Raw genomic sequence first — 14930 nt, forward strand, 5'->3', positions numbered from 1 at the left:
AAGCTTAGCCGGCACGTGGAAGTCACGCTGCCGGCTCGTTCGTGCTATTCGATTAGGTTCCCGCCCACCATACATAGTTGCGAACTTGTTCTTTAGCCGTTTGTTGGCCCTTCATTATATCCATCATTGCCTGTTGTTCCGCAGCGCTTACACCAGCGAGTGCAATGCGGCCCTGCAGAAATTGACTCATCATTTCTTGGTTCTGCTTCAGTTGAGCGATTACATTCTTCAACATTGTTATTATCACCCTTTACTGTACATTTGTTTGGTTCTTTGTGCCTTGATCTAAATATACCATGACTAGGACAGGCATGCATCGTAATCTATACTGCAAGAAACCACATCTGCATTGCGGCCTTTTACAAAAATATTGAAAGCGCTCACACACAAGCCAATTGCGGGCTTCATCATGTCAACATGGTTATATGAAATTCCGTAATTGCTCCTTCCATTCCTCTGCGACAGGAAGCTGTTCAATTGCACCCATTACTTCGTACTGCTTCAACCTTCCTATAATAAGCGCATATTCAATGCAGCCGCAGCTTTGAATATAGTCCATAATGCCGTGTTTATCCGTAAGCAGTTCGTCCCTGGTTATCATACCATCGTAATAGCTTCTGACCGTCGCTGCCTCTTCCGATTGCTGCTCCAGTACGAACTGAATCGGGAGCGTCTGCTTGCGAGCTAAGAGATCATTGCGGGTACTCCAACGTTGAATGCCTTCTACATCATTATTAATTTGCGCTGAGACACCAAGCCCTCTGCCATAGCTCTCTATTAGTTCTGCATATTCATCCGTCATTAGAGCAGCTCCAACCAAACATGCTGAAGCAACTAATGCCCCGGACTTGTTCTCAATCATCGCCAGACATTCGTCCTCTGTCATCGTTTCGTTCAACAGATCTGCATGCTGACCATTCACTGCATTGAGAATGCCTTTATTCAATGCCTTTACTGCCGCCATTTTACGATGCATTGCAATGGGAAGTTCCATCAGAACATCAACAGAGAGTGCCTGCAATCCGATCGCTGCATTCAGCGCAAGCGCAGGAGATATTGCCGACCAGGGTACCTGTTCATTGTCCTGATCCTGCAGATCATCGTAGATATCAAGCGATAGAATCATTAGCTCCACCGCCGCAGCAGCCGCAGAGGCCTGTTGATCATTGCCGCCAAACATTCTGCAATGAAGTGCAGCAATTGTTCCGAACACGCCTCCCTCACTCTGCTTATAAACAATGAACTGATCCGTTAGTAATCGCAGTTCCTCGTCATGGAATGCTCTGGCTGCACTTTCACGCATCAGATCCATTGCTGATTGTAACATCATCGACATTGGTAAGGACTATCCTCCTTTATTATCTAATGTCATGGGGACACGCTCATCGATGTTACTTCATTTATTTCGCCATAAACGTACAAAACCCTCTATAAGTCACATTTCAAGCAACCGCAGTAGTACTACAAAAAGCCCCCTCCGGCCTATGTGCCGAAGAGGGCTTCGTCTAACCTATATGATCACGAGTGCAGCTTCTGCTTATTAAGAAGTCTTATCTACCATCATATTCGATAGTTCGCATAACCGCTGCGCAACTCTTGCCAAGTAATATTCATAAGAAGGCGTCATGCCTAGACGATTATTCATCATATGTATGTGAGACCAAGCGATGGACCGCATCGCTTCAAGCAGGTCCTCTTGTCGGACAACCGGCTGGCCCGAATAAGGGACATGCAGCATGCCCGCCTTCGCAAGCTCCTCGAGGTTAGCTTGTGCGTCTGCAACCATCAACGACCAAGCGGCAAGGACATCGTCTTGCGGGAGTTCACTACCAACCAATGACTGCGATGTCAAACGCGCTGACAAAGCACGTGCTTCATCTGCAGCCTGCGTGTCATACTGAACCTTCGCTTCCTTCGCATTCAGGAAGACGCTCCAATAATCGGCATATGCAGCAAAGAAGGAAGGAAGCTCATCTTTCAATACGCCAAAGCGTGATGCGGTAATGATCATAAGACTTACGGCCGATACCATTCGAAGCGAACGACTGCCCAGCGTCTGGCTGATAAGGACAGCCGACGTCTCGCTAGACCGTTGGAACAGTCTCTCACTGATCGGCATTGCCGCAACGCCACCGTAACGTGCAAATTCCGGTTCGTATTCAAACTCAACGGTACGCGAATTATCGAACTCTAAAGCGACGGTAGCTTCACGCAGCATGAACGGGTTAGCGTCTAGTACGTCCAGATCTTCAAGCTCATCATCAAGCTGCTGACGATCAGGCAGACTAAGCAGCAGCCGCTCCCCTGCGGCTCTGAGTCGTCTCATAGCGAGTTCTGTCGGGCGGAACAACCTCAATCGCAGGTGGGCGCCGCCTCCAGAATATCTTGAATAAAACCAGCTGCGCACTTCGCCCTTCTCGTGCAAGCGCATGACGAGCAGCAATAACTTGTCTAGCAATAAATGTTCCTGAAGCTTGGTCCCGCGGCAAAATAGATGCAGCGCTCTCCAGCCGTCATATCGGCTGTTCGTCATTCTTCCATCCCTCTTCTCTCTCTGCCTGCCTAATCAGCAGCCTATTTATTTATTGCTCTAATAAATGAATAAATGTGCTTTTCGTCACTTAACTGTTTCTATCATAATAGATTTCATAGCATTTCTAACCGAATATCGGGACCGCAATTACCACAATTATGTTGCGCTCAACCTTACTACCTAACGACAAATGTTATGCGTCATTCAATAACGGTCGAAAAGAATCTTGCGCATAACAAACAAGCGCCGTATCCCCTAATTACGGAATACAGCGCTTGGTCGTTATATCACTCTATTATTATTGTTTGTGATGAAGCCGAATAACCGTGATAGAATAAGGCTCCAGCGCGTAATCGAACGATTCCCCGGCATTCGAAATGACAGAAGTCACAGGCGCAATCAGCGTTGGCTCCATCAGTGAATTCTCCGCGTCAAGCGAATCTGCTTTAAGCGTGATGACATCAGCAGATTCCGCAATCGGTTGTTGCGTTCCCGCAACGTTAATATGCATCCGCTGTTGTTTCTCCGAAGTGTTGACGAGTTTAATAATCGTATCGCCTGTTTCTCGGTCGATTCCTGTCACGTGGAAGATCGGACCTGCATCTGGTTCTTCCGTCACTTCATGGATAAGCTGATCGTCCAGGTAGCAGCGAATCGTTCGACCCGACACTTCTACGCGAATATTGTACCACTGACCATCATTGACCCGCAGCGGCCATTCTTCGCCAATCGTAGCTTTTGAGCCGCTCTGCGCTTTCTCGATTGCAGACTTCGTATTGCCCCAGCCGCCGAGATTCCACCAGTAATAGTTGTCGCTATCCTTCACCGCGAACATGATAAGCATGCCTTCCGCTCCACCGGTCTTGCGCGCTCGCATCGTCATCGTATAGTTGGACCAATCGACATCGCCTGTCGTTGCGCGGACATTCGTCTGATCCGATGATTGTACATAACTGCCGTCTTGAACCGCCCAGTCGCCATTCATCGTCTGCCAAGTACCAGAATCCTTGTCGAACGAATCCTCCATCAGCACCTTGCTGCCATCTGCAGATGTTACTTTAACATCATCATACTCTACCTGCGTAGCCCACGAACCGACACCTACGCCGCCGCTAATAGGCGCTAGTTCGGCCTTTGGACCGCCCGTCAGCGCGCCCGGTACGAGCGTATCGCCTTTATTCTGTCCGAACAGCATCTGGACATAGTAAGATGGGGTTCCATAACTGGTAGCATGGTCGAAGACGATCGCATCCGGGTTCCATCTACGGTCGTTCACGTTGACGAACAGCGGCGCGTACGAAGCCATTTTGACAATATCCGAATTGCGTTCCATACCCGTCATGAATGCCGCTTCACCGAGTGCAGCAGCCATGTTGCCATTGCCCGCATCGATTGTAACTGCGTATTCACCTACATAGATATCCGGTCCATTGCGGTCATAGCTGTCATACTTGTTCGCGTGATTCATGAACCATTGCGGAGCGAAATAATAGTGCTCGTCGACCATATCGACCTTCTCGCCAGCATTATCCGCATTCGAGATAACGGTGATTTCCGGGTATTTCTCCTTGATCGCCCTGTAGAACTGCGGATAGCGCTGTACATATTCGCTCATCTGGAAGTTGTTCTCGTTGCCAACCTCGATATATTTCAGATTGAATGGTTCCGGGTGGCCATTGGCTGCACGCACTGCGCCCCATTTGCTCGTTACTGGACCATTCGCGTATTCGATAGCGTCAAGCGCATCTTGAATCCAGGTGCCAAGCTCTTCGATCGGAGACGTTGAATAGTTCGCGAACGGGTCTCCATCGTGTGAAATGCCGACGTTCGTTACGTATAGCGGCTCTGCCCCCATATCCTCAGACCATTGCAGGAATTCATGGAAGCCAAGCCCGTCAGTCGTCCGATAGCCCCAAATGTTGTTATGTCCCGCACGCTCAGCAACGGGTCCAATTGTTTCTTTCCAATAAAAGGCGTCTGCTTGCGTAGCTCCTTCAATGAAGCATCCGCCTGGGAAGCGAAGGAAAGAAGGCTTCATATCTGCAACCTTCTGCGCGAGATCGACCCGCAATCCGTTCTCTCGATTGTTCCATGTTTCTGGGAACATCGAAACAACATCAAGTACGAATGTACCAGTCGTGTTAGCCGATATGACAAAATAAGCACCTGTATCATCCGTATCAGGCGTCAGGGTAAGCGTATATAGCTTCCAGTCTTTCGTCAAAGCTTCCGTCTTCTGCTCTGCATATGTAACCGTACGACCCGCATCTTCTAGGCTGACTCGCAGTTGGCCATTGAAATCACTGCTTGCCTTTGCGTAGAACGATACCTTGTAGGTCTTGCCCTTTGTAACCGATAAACCCCAGAAGCCACCATTCGATGCACCTACCCAACCATTGATGGCTGTGCTGTCGACCTTCACTGCAAGCGCCTGTTTCTGAGCTTTGTTAAGCAAATGATCTTGCGTGATCTCGATATTACCTTCGCCATCGCCAGTCGTATATAGATTCCAGCTTTCAACTGACAAAGATGCATTCTCGAACGAACGGTTCATCAGCATCTCCGCATAGAGACCACCGTCGCCTGCATGGTTAATATCTTCGAAGAATGCGCCGTACAACGTTGGGCTAATTGCAATGCCAGGCTTACTCTCATCTATCGTAAGCTGGAACGGATCGATAGCTGTCTCTGGCGCTGCTTGCTGCTCCGCAGCCTGATCCGTCTGAACTGCAGGACCCGCTTCATCCTTCCCGTTATCTCCCGATCCGCCATAATAAATGGCCAATCCTGCCCCGAGCGCTACTGTTGCAATTGCACCCGATAGTTTGAGCCATTTCCCATTGTTTGCAACCATTCTAGCCTTCCCCCCGAAAGTTAATCGTGCTTGCCAGAAAATGTTCGTGCTTAGTTGATCGATTTCATATGAAACCAACTTGGAGTTAATACATGTGTTGAATGGTTAATAGTTTTATTGTCATTTCATATCGTAAGGGAATGGTTTAGAATTGTCAAACATAGGGCACAATTGTAACTGTAAAAACCTTCCTGAAGCGAACTGTTTCCTTGTCAAACAAACGTTTTCAATGTATCATTTTAATAAAGTCATTAACATTAATGTAAATGAGGTTTTATCCCAAGATGGAGATCATGATATCCGAAGATAATTTGCCCGTATTCGAAGCTTTATCGAGTCCTGTGCGCATCAAGATCATCGAGCTGCTTACGCAGCAACCTATGATTATGAAAGATCTAGCCGCGGCTGTCAGCCTTAGCAACTCGATCATTACGATGCACGTGAAGAAGCTCGAGAAAGCCGGCATTATTCATATCGAGATGATTCCCGGCAAAGGCGGCGGACAGAAGCTGTGCTCGCTAAGCACAGACCGAATCGATATCGCATTCCCGATAAAGGGCAGCGCCCGGATGAATCAGCATTCTTCTTCCGTCATGGTTGGACACTACACCGACTTCGATGTCAAACCGACCTGCGGCCTTGCGACGAAGCAGGGACTTGTCGGCGGCAGCTTTGATGAACCGCGCTACTTCTTGAATGCGGAACGCGTGGACGCCAAGATTCTATGGTTCTCTCAAGGTTTCGTCGAGTATAAGGTGCCGAACTATCTCATGGATAACGAAATTCCCGAAGAACTCGACATTTCGATGGAACTGGCTTCGGAAGCGCCGCTCACGAACGACAATTGGCCCTCGGATATTTCGTTCTACTTGAATGACATTAAGATCGGGATGTGGACAAGCCCCGGCGATTTCGGCGGCACGCGCGGACGCTATACGCCGGAGTGGTGGGGACTCCATATTAATCAATATGGCCTGCTCGTTCGGATCAAAATTACGCATGCCGGCACGTTCATCGATGGTCTGAAAGTATCCGACGTCACGATTGACGATATAGCAATTCGCAGCCTGCAGTGGAAGTTCAGACTCGCGGTGGAAGAGGATGCCGTCAATGTTGGCGGTCTAACGATCTATGGTTCCGGCTTCGGCAACTACTATCAAGACATTGCCTTTAAGCTTTACTATCGCACATAGTCAAGTGTGTGCTAACAACAAACAACGTGGCCCCGACATGGGAGCCGCGTTGTTTGTGTTTGTGCTGCAATCTATCGTTAGTACGAGTCGCCGCTTTCTTGCTTCTGCTGTCCGCCTTCTGATAATACATAATATTTGCCATCAATCGGCCCTGAGTAACTGCCCAGCGATTTTAACATCCCTTGAATGACATAGACGTCGGGTCCTTTGGCTCCCTTGCCAACAGCATGCATCGTGCTTGGCAGGCTAAAGATCAGCATAGCTGATAAGAAAATCGTTACTGCATATTTGCCCAGTTTCATTGTTCTCCCCGATTGACGTTGATTCATTTAATCTGGCACCATCCTTAAACTAGTTCATTGTATTGCCGCCACTTACTATCTCCCGCCTCTTTAATCGTAAGGCGATGTAATATTATCCAACCATAACTAATTTACCTAACTAAAAAAGCTTTCCCGACAGGCTTCACAGCCGTCGAGAAAGCTTCATCTAATTCTTCTTATTTTCACTCAGCCAGTTGAGAATATCATCAATCGTTGATACCGGAACAATTCGCATGGCAGGCGCACCACGTCTCGCTTCGTCTGCTTCGCTAGCCGGAACGAAGAATACTTCAGCGTCCGTGCGATGGACGGCATAAGCTTTCTGCATCACCCCGCCAACGGGACCTACGCTTCCATCCGGCTCGATCGTACCGGTTCCCGCTACACGCCAGCCGTGTGTTACGCCTTCAGGAGACAGCTGATCTATAATCGTTAGCGTAAGCATGGCGCCGTGCGATGGACCGCCAATATGCGCATAAGGGCGCTCGTAATCAACAGTGCGGGGAATATCATATTGATAGGCGGTTTGTACCGAAATACCGAACACAGCCCTTTTACTGCCAGTGTCTGCATCTTCCGCTTCGCCGGTTTGCACGAGTGCCGTCTGTGTATCGCTGCCGCGCACATAAGTTACCTGCACACTGCTGCCAGCCTTAATATCCGCCATTACCTGTGACAAAATAACAACATCGCTCGTTTCCTTACCCGCTACTCGAACGATTCGATCACCGGCCTTCAACGTGCCTTCTGCTGGCGCATTCTTCGATATCGCGGTAATCATTACGCCCTCCGCAACCGCTCCTTTACCAATTCCCAGCTTCTGAAGGGCAACCGCAGCAGCTGTAGTCTCCGCTTCAGACTTCATCGCCACAACTTCAGCATACGCTTCCCGCAGAGGCGGCTGATTCGGCGGAATCGGACTAAGCTCATAGGTCGATAACCAATGAGAAAGTACCCAATCGAGCGCCACCGCTCGGCGATCAAAAACGAGTACGCCTGTCAGCTTGCTGTGTGAGGTACCACCCTCAACCTTCGCATAATGATTCATATCCATCGTTAAACCCGGATACGTAACATTGTATCGAATCGGTGTTATGAATATAGCAAGCAGCAGAACCTGAACGACAATAGCAGATATACTTCGAGTCGGTGTACGCCGCATCCGGTTTCGTCGTCGGTAAGCGCGCTCAGATGCAGCTAAATCGATCATGACGAGTAACCAACCAACGCCAAGCAATCCCACCCATTCGACGATGCTGCGTGGAGCCGTCCATGAGAACCAGCAGGTCAATGCGCCGTCTAGAATAATAAGCACTCGAACAACAATGCGGCTAATCGAATGAGACACCGGTAAACTAATGACTGCCCCGATAGCCCAGCACAAAGCAATAATGGAAGGCTCATATAGAAGAAGATCAATCATCTCCAGCCAGGTCTTCCCGCCCGGCCAGCGCATCGGATCCGGGATCCAGATTAACTCAGCGGCTATTATTGTGATGAAGCACAGGATCAGGCCAACTACGTATAATACCTTCGATGTTCGCTGCATGTCTCCAGCCTCAGCCCTTCCCATGGTAATGTTCATAATCGTGGCACGTCCAAATTATAACATTCCCAATCAAAAGGAAAAAGCGCCCTCGAACTTCGTATATCGAAGCTCAAGAGCGCTTGGTTGAATCGTATTAAAATTAAAGTAGTTCCTCTTATTACTCGCCTGCGATACCTGTACGTTCCACACTCTCAACGAAGTAACGCTGCGTGAAGAGGTACAGAAGAAGGATCGGCAGAATCGTAAGCATAACGCCCGCCATAATCTGATTCTGCAGCGTTGGCGCTTGACCGATTGCGCTTGAAGCACCTGTGGAAGATGCGGCTTGCATCGAACTTACGTCCGCAATGCCGTTGAAGAACGCCATGCTCTGCGACAAGTTGAAGTACTCCGGTACGAGCAAATATAAGTTGGGCTCAAACGTATCGTTCCAATGCCATACTACCGAGAAGAGGAAGACAACGAGCATAGCTGGCTTAGCCAGCGGCAGCATGATTCCCCAGTACGTACGGAACGCGCCTGCACCGTCAATCCGTGCCGCTTCTTCCAGTACATTCGGCAGCTGACGATAGAACTGAATGAAGATCAGCACGAACAATGCACCTTTTAAGCCATGACCCATAACTGCTGGTACAACGAATGGCAAGTGCGTATTCACCCAATTCAAGTCAAGGAAGAACGAGAACAGGGGTACGACAAACGTCTGCGGTGGTACTAGGAATGTGAAGACAACCATCGCCAACCAGAACGTTTGACCCGGAAACCGATAGCGTGCGAAGCCATAACCGATAAGCGAGCAGCTAATGATCTGGAGCGCCGCACTGCCGAACGAGATGATGACGCTGTTCAGCAACGACGGCCAGTAGTTGAGATATTCGGCTGCCACCTTGTAGTTACCTAAGCTAAACATCTTCGGAATCCAACGAATCGTTGCATCCGCTACGTCTTCTGGCCGCATCAGCGACTTCGAAATAATATAAAGCAGAGGGTAAACAAAGACGAATGACAGACTAAGCAATACGAAGTAATAGAACGCCATGCCGATAATGTTCCGTGCTCGCTTAGCGGCAGTATGCTTCAAAACTGCATTCGACTTGATCGAAATTTCCGACAGGCTGCGCATTTTCATTGTTGTCATCGCTTCTTACCCCCTTCCTTCTGTAGCAGACAAGCTTCTGCGGAAAATAACAAATACGATTGCTAGTACAAGTGCGATCAAGCAGAAGTAAATCCATCCGAGTGCCGACGCGTACCCGAAGTTATTCTTCTGGAACACTTGCTGAGTGACGATATAATCCATGACTTTGTTATCAGCCTTCGTAAACATGTTTACGATACTGTATAGCGTATTGACGAACAACATTGGAGTTATCATCGGGAACGTGATTTTCCAGAAGCTTTCCCACTTCGTAGCGCCGTCCATCTTCGCAGCTTCATACAACTGCGGCGAGATCGTCTGCAAACCTGCGATAAAGATCAGAATTTGCACACCCGAGTCCCACATGACAAGCGTAAGCGAGTCTGCGTAGTCGAGCAGCTGTTCCAGCACGTTCCCTGGAATCAAACCGCTCAACTTCTCCTCTAGATCGCCTTGCGAGAAGATCGGAAGCTGAGCAGCGCCTTGCTGCAGCAGCTCCTTCAATACTGCACCAGAGGCGATGATAACCGGGAGGAAGAAGATCCCCCGGAAAATCGTCCGGCCTTTGATTTTGCCATTAAGCAGCAGTGCGCTGAACATAGCGAAAATCAGAATGAGCGGCACTTGCGTCAGCATCGTCGTCATCGTCGTCTTCAGAAGCGGCAGGAAGTCGATATCCGTTGAGAATGCTGTTCGATAGTTCAGCATGCCGACATAAGTCGCTTGCAGGCCGTTCTTACTGTTCTCCATATTGTTAAAGGAGAAGTACAACGAACGTCCAAGGGGATAGGCCATGAACAATAAGAAACCGGCAATCCAAAGCGAAATGAAGGAATAACCTTCTAGAATATGACGCCCTCTCATCGAGAGTCCGAGTTTGTTTTTCACGGTTATTGACCTCCATTCCGTACCGTGTAACCAAGCGCTGGTACAGTCACTCCGCCCACGATAGCGTCTGCATTGCCATAGTTAACGATGATTTGAGTGCCGCCATCATAGATTGTACGGAACACATCTTCCGAGAGCTTCTCATGATTCGTAATCGCCTTGTTAGCGATACTCTCATAGTATGAAGCCGTTGCCGCATATTCCGACGATGCGTTGTCGATCCACGATGTATATTGCGAGCTGAACAGGCGTGTTTCCAATGTCCGCTGAAGCTTGCTTGTTTTCTCATACGTAAGCTCCAGACTAGGAAGTGCACCATATTCCAACGCGCGAAGCTTTTCGACTTGAGCATCATCACGCAGGTTGATCGGCGAAGACGTATATGGAATTAACCCGTGTATTGCAATTTGATAGAACGGAACCGTCTCATCCAGATAGATGAAATGGCTTGAATCGAGCGGTGCGTTATTGATCTTATTCACATGACCAAGCGTATACGCGAATCCATAATCAACGCCAGTTGCGCCGACTTTGCCACGAATGGCATCGATCGCGCTAACCCATGTGCTTGCCGTCTGCTCACGTTGTGTGATAGTCCGCGGGTCAAGGTCAGAGTACAGATTATCGCCCCAATAGGATAGCTGCACACCATCAATGCCGAGGCTTGCGTAATCGTCCAGCTCTTTCATGACGTGCTTGTCAACGACGCGTTCCGGCTTCATCAGGTAGAACATCTCGAAGTCTTTATTCCAGCGTTCCGAGATGAAGTAGTTCGGATCTTCTTTCACTTGCTTATCCATACCGCGAATGGCGTCCTTGCTCTTGCTCATGCCGTCGCTCTCGGAATAAGCACGTGCGTAGTTCGCTTCCAAATATAATTTAATGCCTTTCTGCTTCGCATAGGCCGCAAGCTCTTTGAGCTCCTTGGAACCGCCAAGCTTCTTCTCGACTGGGAAATGATCCGGTTGATCGCCATACATGCCCTCATCGGACCAGCCCTCAAACGTCAATTCGAGATTCGTCATCCCTTTCGCCGCATATGCGTCGATAATGGATTTCGCTTGCTCAAACGTCGTCATTTTGATGAAGGTCGATCCAAGAATATCGTCACGAATGAGACCGCCGTACAGCTTGATGCTGAGCGGGTATCCGCTTTGCTCAACAGGTTGAACATTCTGTTCCGTCGTCAAGTAGTTGCGGTAAGCCTTCGCGAGGCCGACATAATTCGCATCTTGACCTTCCAATGTCACGAAGCGAACTTTGCGATCGCCTGGAATTCTTTCACCTTGGAAGAACGGAATCTGACCCGATGTACCGATAAAAATAACGTCCTGCTTCCGGTAAATGAACTCCGTCGAGGTCCGATACATCGGGATCGCACGGATACCGGATGGCGTTGCATTGATCTTCGCATCATATTGACCTTCCGTTACGATGCCAAGAGAGCCTACGCCATTGCGGTAGTTGCCGAATACCGGCAGCGCGATTTTCTCTTTGAAAGGCAGCGCACGCTCGTAGTCAGCCTCCATGTCAGTATGAGAAGGCGCTACATATGCGTCATCGTCGCCATAGATCATTTCGGAATAACCAGCGAAGAATTGTGGATGCTCCTTCTTATAAGTAATCAGTGCGCCTGAACCGTCCGGAATAAACAGCGCGCCTTGTTCATCGCCTGATGCAGCGTTCCAGAATGGAAGCGGCTCAATGCTGAGCAGTCTCGCTTGACCTTCTTCTTTGATCGAATCATTAGGAATCGTCACTTCAAGACCATTCTCCGTCAGACGATACTCAAGCGCGAAGCTGATCTCTTCCTTCAAATGGAACGATACTTTCGCGCCGTAATCCGTCTTCTCGATCTTGAATTTATTTTCTTTATCCTTCAGCGTATACGTCGATGTGGTATCCGCGCCCATCGTGTATTTCACGTGAGCCGGGGAATCCATAAATTTCTTATTGTTCGGCATCGTCGTCTTCGGCACCTGCGGTGATCCGAGCCATTGCTGCTGGGTCGCTTTCTCTACGACGCGAACGTTACCTGTTTTCTCATCGATGTACAGCTCGTACTTATCATTCTCCGACACTTTCGTCATTGCTGTAATTGGTGTCAGCGGTACGGCAGCGACTACATCCTCTGTATCTGCAGCTTCCGTATCGATAACGACAGGCTCCGAAGCAGAATCGGTGTTTGCTGCAACTGCATCAACCGCCCCACTGTCTGCTGTGTCAACGACCGCTGCAGCCTCCGTCTCTTCACCTTGCGACTCGCCTTCCGCTAGCCCGAGGTAAGGATACAGACCGCCGACGATGATCAACATCGCCGCGGCGATCAGCCATTTACGTTGTTTGAACATCCTCGCTCCTCCTACCTTCGGAAATTCAATTCTTGCACAAGCTCTGAGATAAAGTTGATTAACTGATTCATCAGGCCGAACAGCAGAATGCCGATAAACCAAATGATTGCGATGCCGATGATGCTCAGAATCGTAATCCAAATCACTTTCCATGGCTCAAAGTCATGCAGTACTTTTACTTTGATAAGCAGCAGCCAAGCGGACCAATAAATGGCCACATTAACGAGGAACGAATAGATCGAATTCTCATCAAGCGCCAGCAGGTTGGTCAACAATGTTACCGGTATGATCATCACGACATAAGGCACAAGCGCAAATGCGCTTCCTACGAATACTTCCTTGAACTTGCCTTCGCCATCGAGAATGGCGCTAACGCCCCAGTTCGCAACGCTCCAAGTCAGCCAAGGAACAACCAACCATACGAATTCCTGCAAGTACGAAACCTCGTACGCTTCTCTTGTCTGGAACGCATAGCCCGTTACGACGATGGAGACCATTTTGGCAATAAAAGCAAGCAACATAACGATGACCGCATCCATCCACCGAATTCGCTTCGGCTCCTGAATATCGTTGTAGAAGTTAAACGGATGAGTCAGTACTTGCTTCATCAGTTGAAAGGTTTGAATCATTGCGGGATTCCTCCTCCTTGCTGAGCGCCGTGATTAGGACGTTTCGTGCGAATACGGCGTGCAACCAGTCTCCAAACCCAAGGAATCAAGTAGCGCAGCAGTATAATCGCACCTACAAGAATGAGACAGATGGAGAAGAAGTGATCGCGCATATATTCCTTACGGTATTCTTTGAATGCTACGGAATAATCGCCCCTGGAGTTAGCAAGCTTAAAGTAGCTCATCGCTTCCTTGTAACGTTCCGCTTTGTACAGGGATTTGCCGATGGCCAAGTAAGCGAGCTCATAGTTCGCGTTCTCGCGAAGCACTTCATTCCACAGACTTTCTGCTTCATCATAGCGGCCGTCTACATAAAGAGCAGCAGCTTTCTGTACGAGCAGCGCAAACGGCGTCGTGCGGAATAGATCAATACGGTTACGTCCTTTGTCGGCAACGAAGATGGTTCCGTCCGATGACTCCGCGAGCGCGGATGGTGTAACGAACAGACCATTCTGCTCACCTATGCCGCCGAAAGCGAACAGCATATTGCCGAGCTTATCGTACTGGAACACCTTACCCGTCTGAAGGTCGAGACCTGTAAAAATACCATTCGAGTCAACCGCTACGTCGATGAACGAGGAGACCATGAACGGACCATTGCTCCAGCGGTCGCCAAACTGGCGATTGCCGCCGATCGTATCGACACCAACTGGCGAGAGACGTTTAATTTGGGTCGTTTCCGTCCCAAGCGTCGTCGTGAAGATGAATCCTTCATTATCGAGTACGGCGTTAGAGAACTCAAGTGGTTTGATCGTCGCCATTTGCGACTTCTGCGCATCCGTTGCGAACATGTTGCGCAGCAGGCGTCCCCAGCTGAAGCCGATATGGTTCGCACCATAGAAGCCTTTGAACGCGCCCTTCTTATCGATCTGGAGCAAGCCCTGCGTGTTGCCGTCAGATACGACGAACATGTAACCGCGCTTATCGACCAGCAGCTTCGATGGCGAATACGAGAACGTATCGCCAATCAGCGGGCTGTCAGGCTTGCCGAACTGTTTCAGATACTTACCGTTCTTATCGAACAATACGATGCGGCCATTCTTCGTATCCGCTACATATATCGTACCGTCTGGCGTTACATACACGCCTTTAGGTTCAGACAGTACCCCGTCGCCTTCCGAATCGCCGATCGTACGAACGTACTGCAGCGAAGAATCCAATTGGACGATGCGGCTGTTGCCTGTATCGACGACGTATACGGATTTGTCATCCGCGATGAATACGTCCTCCGGTGCATTGAATGCACCGGACGGCATACCGAAACCATCGATCGATTGTTTGTACATGTAGCCATTAATGGAGGCAACATCTCTACCTTTTGTGCTCCATATATAACCTTGGTAAGGCGTTGCAGCAGACGATTCGCCCGGGATGAACGTGAATAGGAGGGCAAATGCCACTGCAGCGGCCATTACTCTTTTCATGACTCTCAT

12 protein-coding genes are annotated in these 14930 nt (G+C 49.2%); 1 reads left to right on the top strand and 11 read right to left on the bottom strand.

The window, feature by feature from the left end; translation table 11 throughout:
- Positions 1-52: 52 nt before the first annotated feature.
- The 4 genes from comX to H8B09_RS28255 form a co-directional block, all read right to left on the bottom strand.
- The gene (gene comX / locus H8B09_RS28240) at positions 53-235 is read right to left on the bottom strand and encodes a competence pheromone ComX (RefSeq protein ID WP_191206927.1); all 183 of its coding nucleotides are present in this window, start codon (positions 233-235) and stop codon (positions 53-55) included.
- Positions 236-421: 186 nt separating this feature from the next.
- Entirely contained in the window at positions 422-1336 is a 915-nt protein-coding gene (locus H8B09_RS28245; RefSeq protein WP_191206928.1) for a polyprenyl synthetase family protein, read from the bottom strand.
- A gap of 204 nt (positions 1337-1540) precedes the next feature.
- A complete protein-coding gene (locus tag H8B09_RS28250; RefSeq protein WP_191206929.1) occupies positions 1541-2533 on the bottom strand; it encodes a lantibiotic dehydratase C-terminal domain-containing protein in 993 nt (330 codons plus the stop codon).
- Between the two features lie 298 nt (positions 2534-2831).
- Positions 2832-5387 (bottom strand): alpha-L-arabinofuranosidase family protein, encoded by a 2556-nt coding sequence (locus H8B09_RS28255; protein WP_191206930.1) that lies wholly within the window; start codon positions 5385-5387, stop codon positions 2832-2834.
- Between the two features lie 284 nt (positions 5388-5671).
- Here H8B09_RS28255 and H8B09_RS28260 point away from each other — a divergent pair, with 284 nt between their 5' ends.
- On the top strand, positions 5672-6580 hold the full coding sequence (locus H8B09_RS28260) for an ArsR/SmtB family transcription factor (RefSeq protein ID WP_191206931.1): 909 nt from the start codon (positions 5672-5674) through the stop codon (positions 6578-6580).
- A gap of 77 nt (positions 6581-6657) precedes the next feature.
- Here H8B09_RS28260 and H8B09_RS28265 read toward each other — a convergent pair whose 3' ends face one another.
- From H8B09_RS28265 to H8B09_RS28295, 7 genes are all read right to left on the bottom strand, one after another.
- The gene (locus H8B09_RS28265; RefSeq protein ID WP_191206932.1) at positions 6658-6909 is read right to left on the bottom strand and encodes a peptidoglycan-binding domain-containing protein; all 252 of its coding nucleotides are present in this window, start codon (positions 6907-6909) and stop codon (positions 6658-6660) included.
- Between the two features lie 160 nt (positions 6910-7069).
- Positions 7070-8488, bottom strand: a complete 1419-nt coding sequence (locus tag H8B09_RS28270) for a PDZ domain-containing protein (RefSeq protein ID WP_191206933.1) — start codon at positions 8486-8488, stop codon at positions 7070-7072.
- A gap of 121 nt (positions 8489-8609) precedes the next feature.
- Positions 8610-9590 carry a carbohydrate ABC transporter permease gene (locus tag H8B09_RS28275; protein WP_191206934.1) on the bottom strand — a complete coding sequence of 327 codons (981 nt, stop codon included), beginning with the start codon at positions 9588-9590 and terminating at the stop codon, positions 8610-8612.
- Positions 9591-9596: 6 nt separating this feature from the next.
- Positions 9597-10478 carry a carbohydrate ABC transporter permease gene (locus tag H8B09_RS31140; protein ID WP_191206935.1) on the bottom strand — a complete coding sequence of 294 codons (882 nt, stop codon included), beginning with the start codon at positions 10476-10478 and terminating at the stop codon, positions 9597-9599.
- 2 nt (positions 10479-10480) lie between these two features.
- Positions 10481-12829, bottom strand: coding sequence for a DUF5696 domain-containing protein (locus H8B09_RS28285; RefSeq protein WP_191206936.1), 2349 nt, complete (start codon positions 12827-12829; stop codon positions 10481-10483).
- Between the two features lie 11 nt (positions 12830-12840).
- A complete protein-coding gene (locus H8B09_RS28290) occupies positions 12841-13458 on the bottom strand; it encodes a Yip1 family protein (protein ID WP_191206937.1) in 618 nt (205 codons plus the stop codon).
- Positions 13455-14930 carry a hypothetical protein gene (locus H8B09_RS28295; RefSeq protein WP_191206938.1) on the bottom strand — a complete coding sequence of 492 codons (1476 nt, stop codon included), beginning with the start codon at positions 14928-14930 and terminating at the stop codon, positions 13455-13457. The genes H8B09_RS28290 and H8B09_RS28295 overlap by 4 nt, the downstream gene beginning before the upstream one ends.

This window comes from Paenibacillus terricola (genome assembly GCF_014779765.1).
GTDB lineage: Bacteria > Bacillota > Bacilli > Paenibacillales > Paenibacillaceae > Paenibacillus_T > Paenibacillus_T terricola.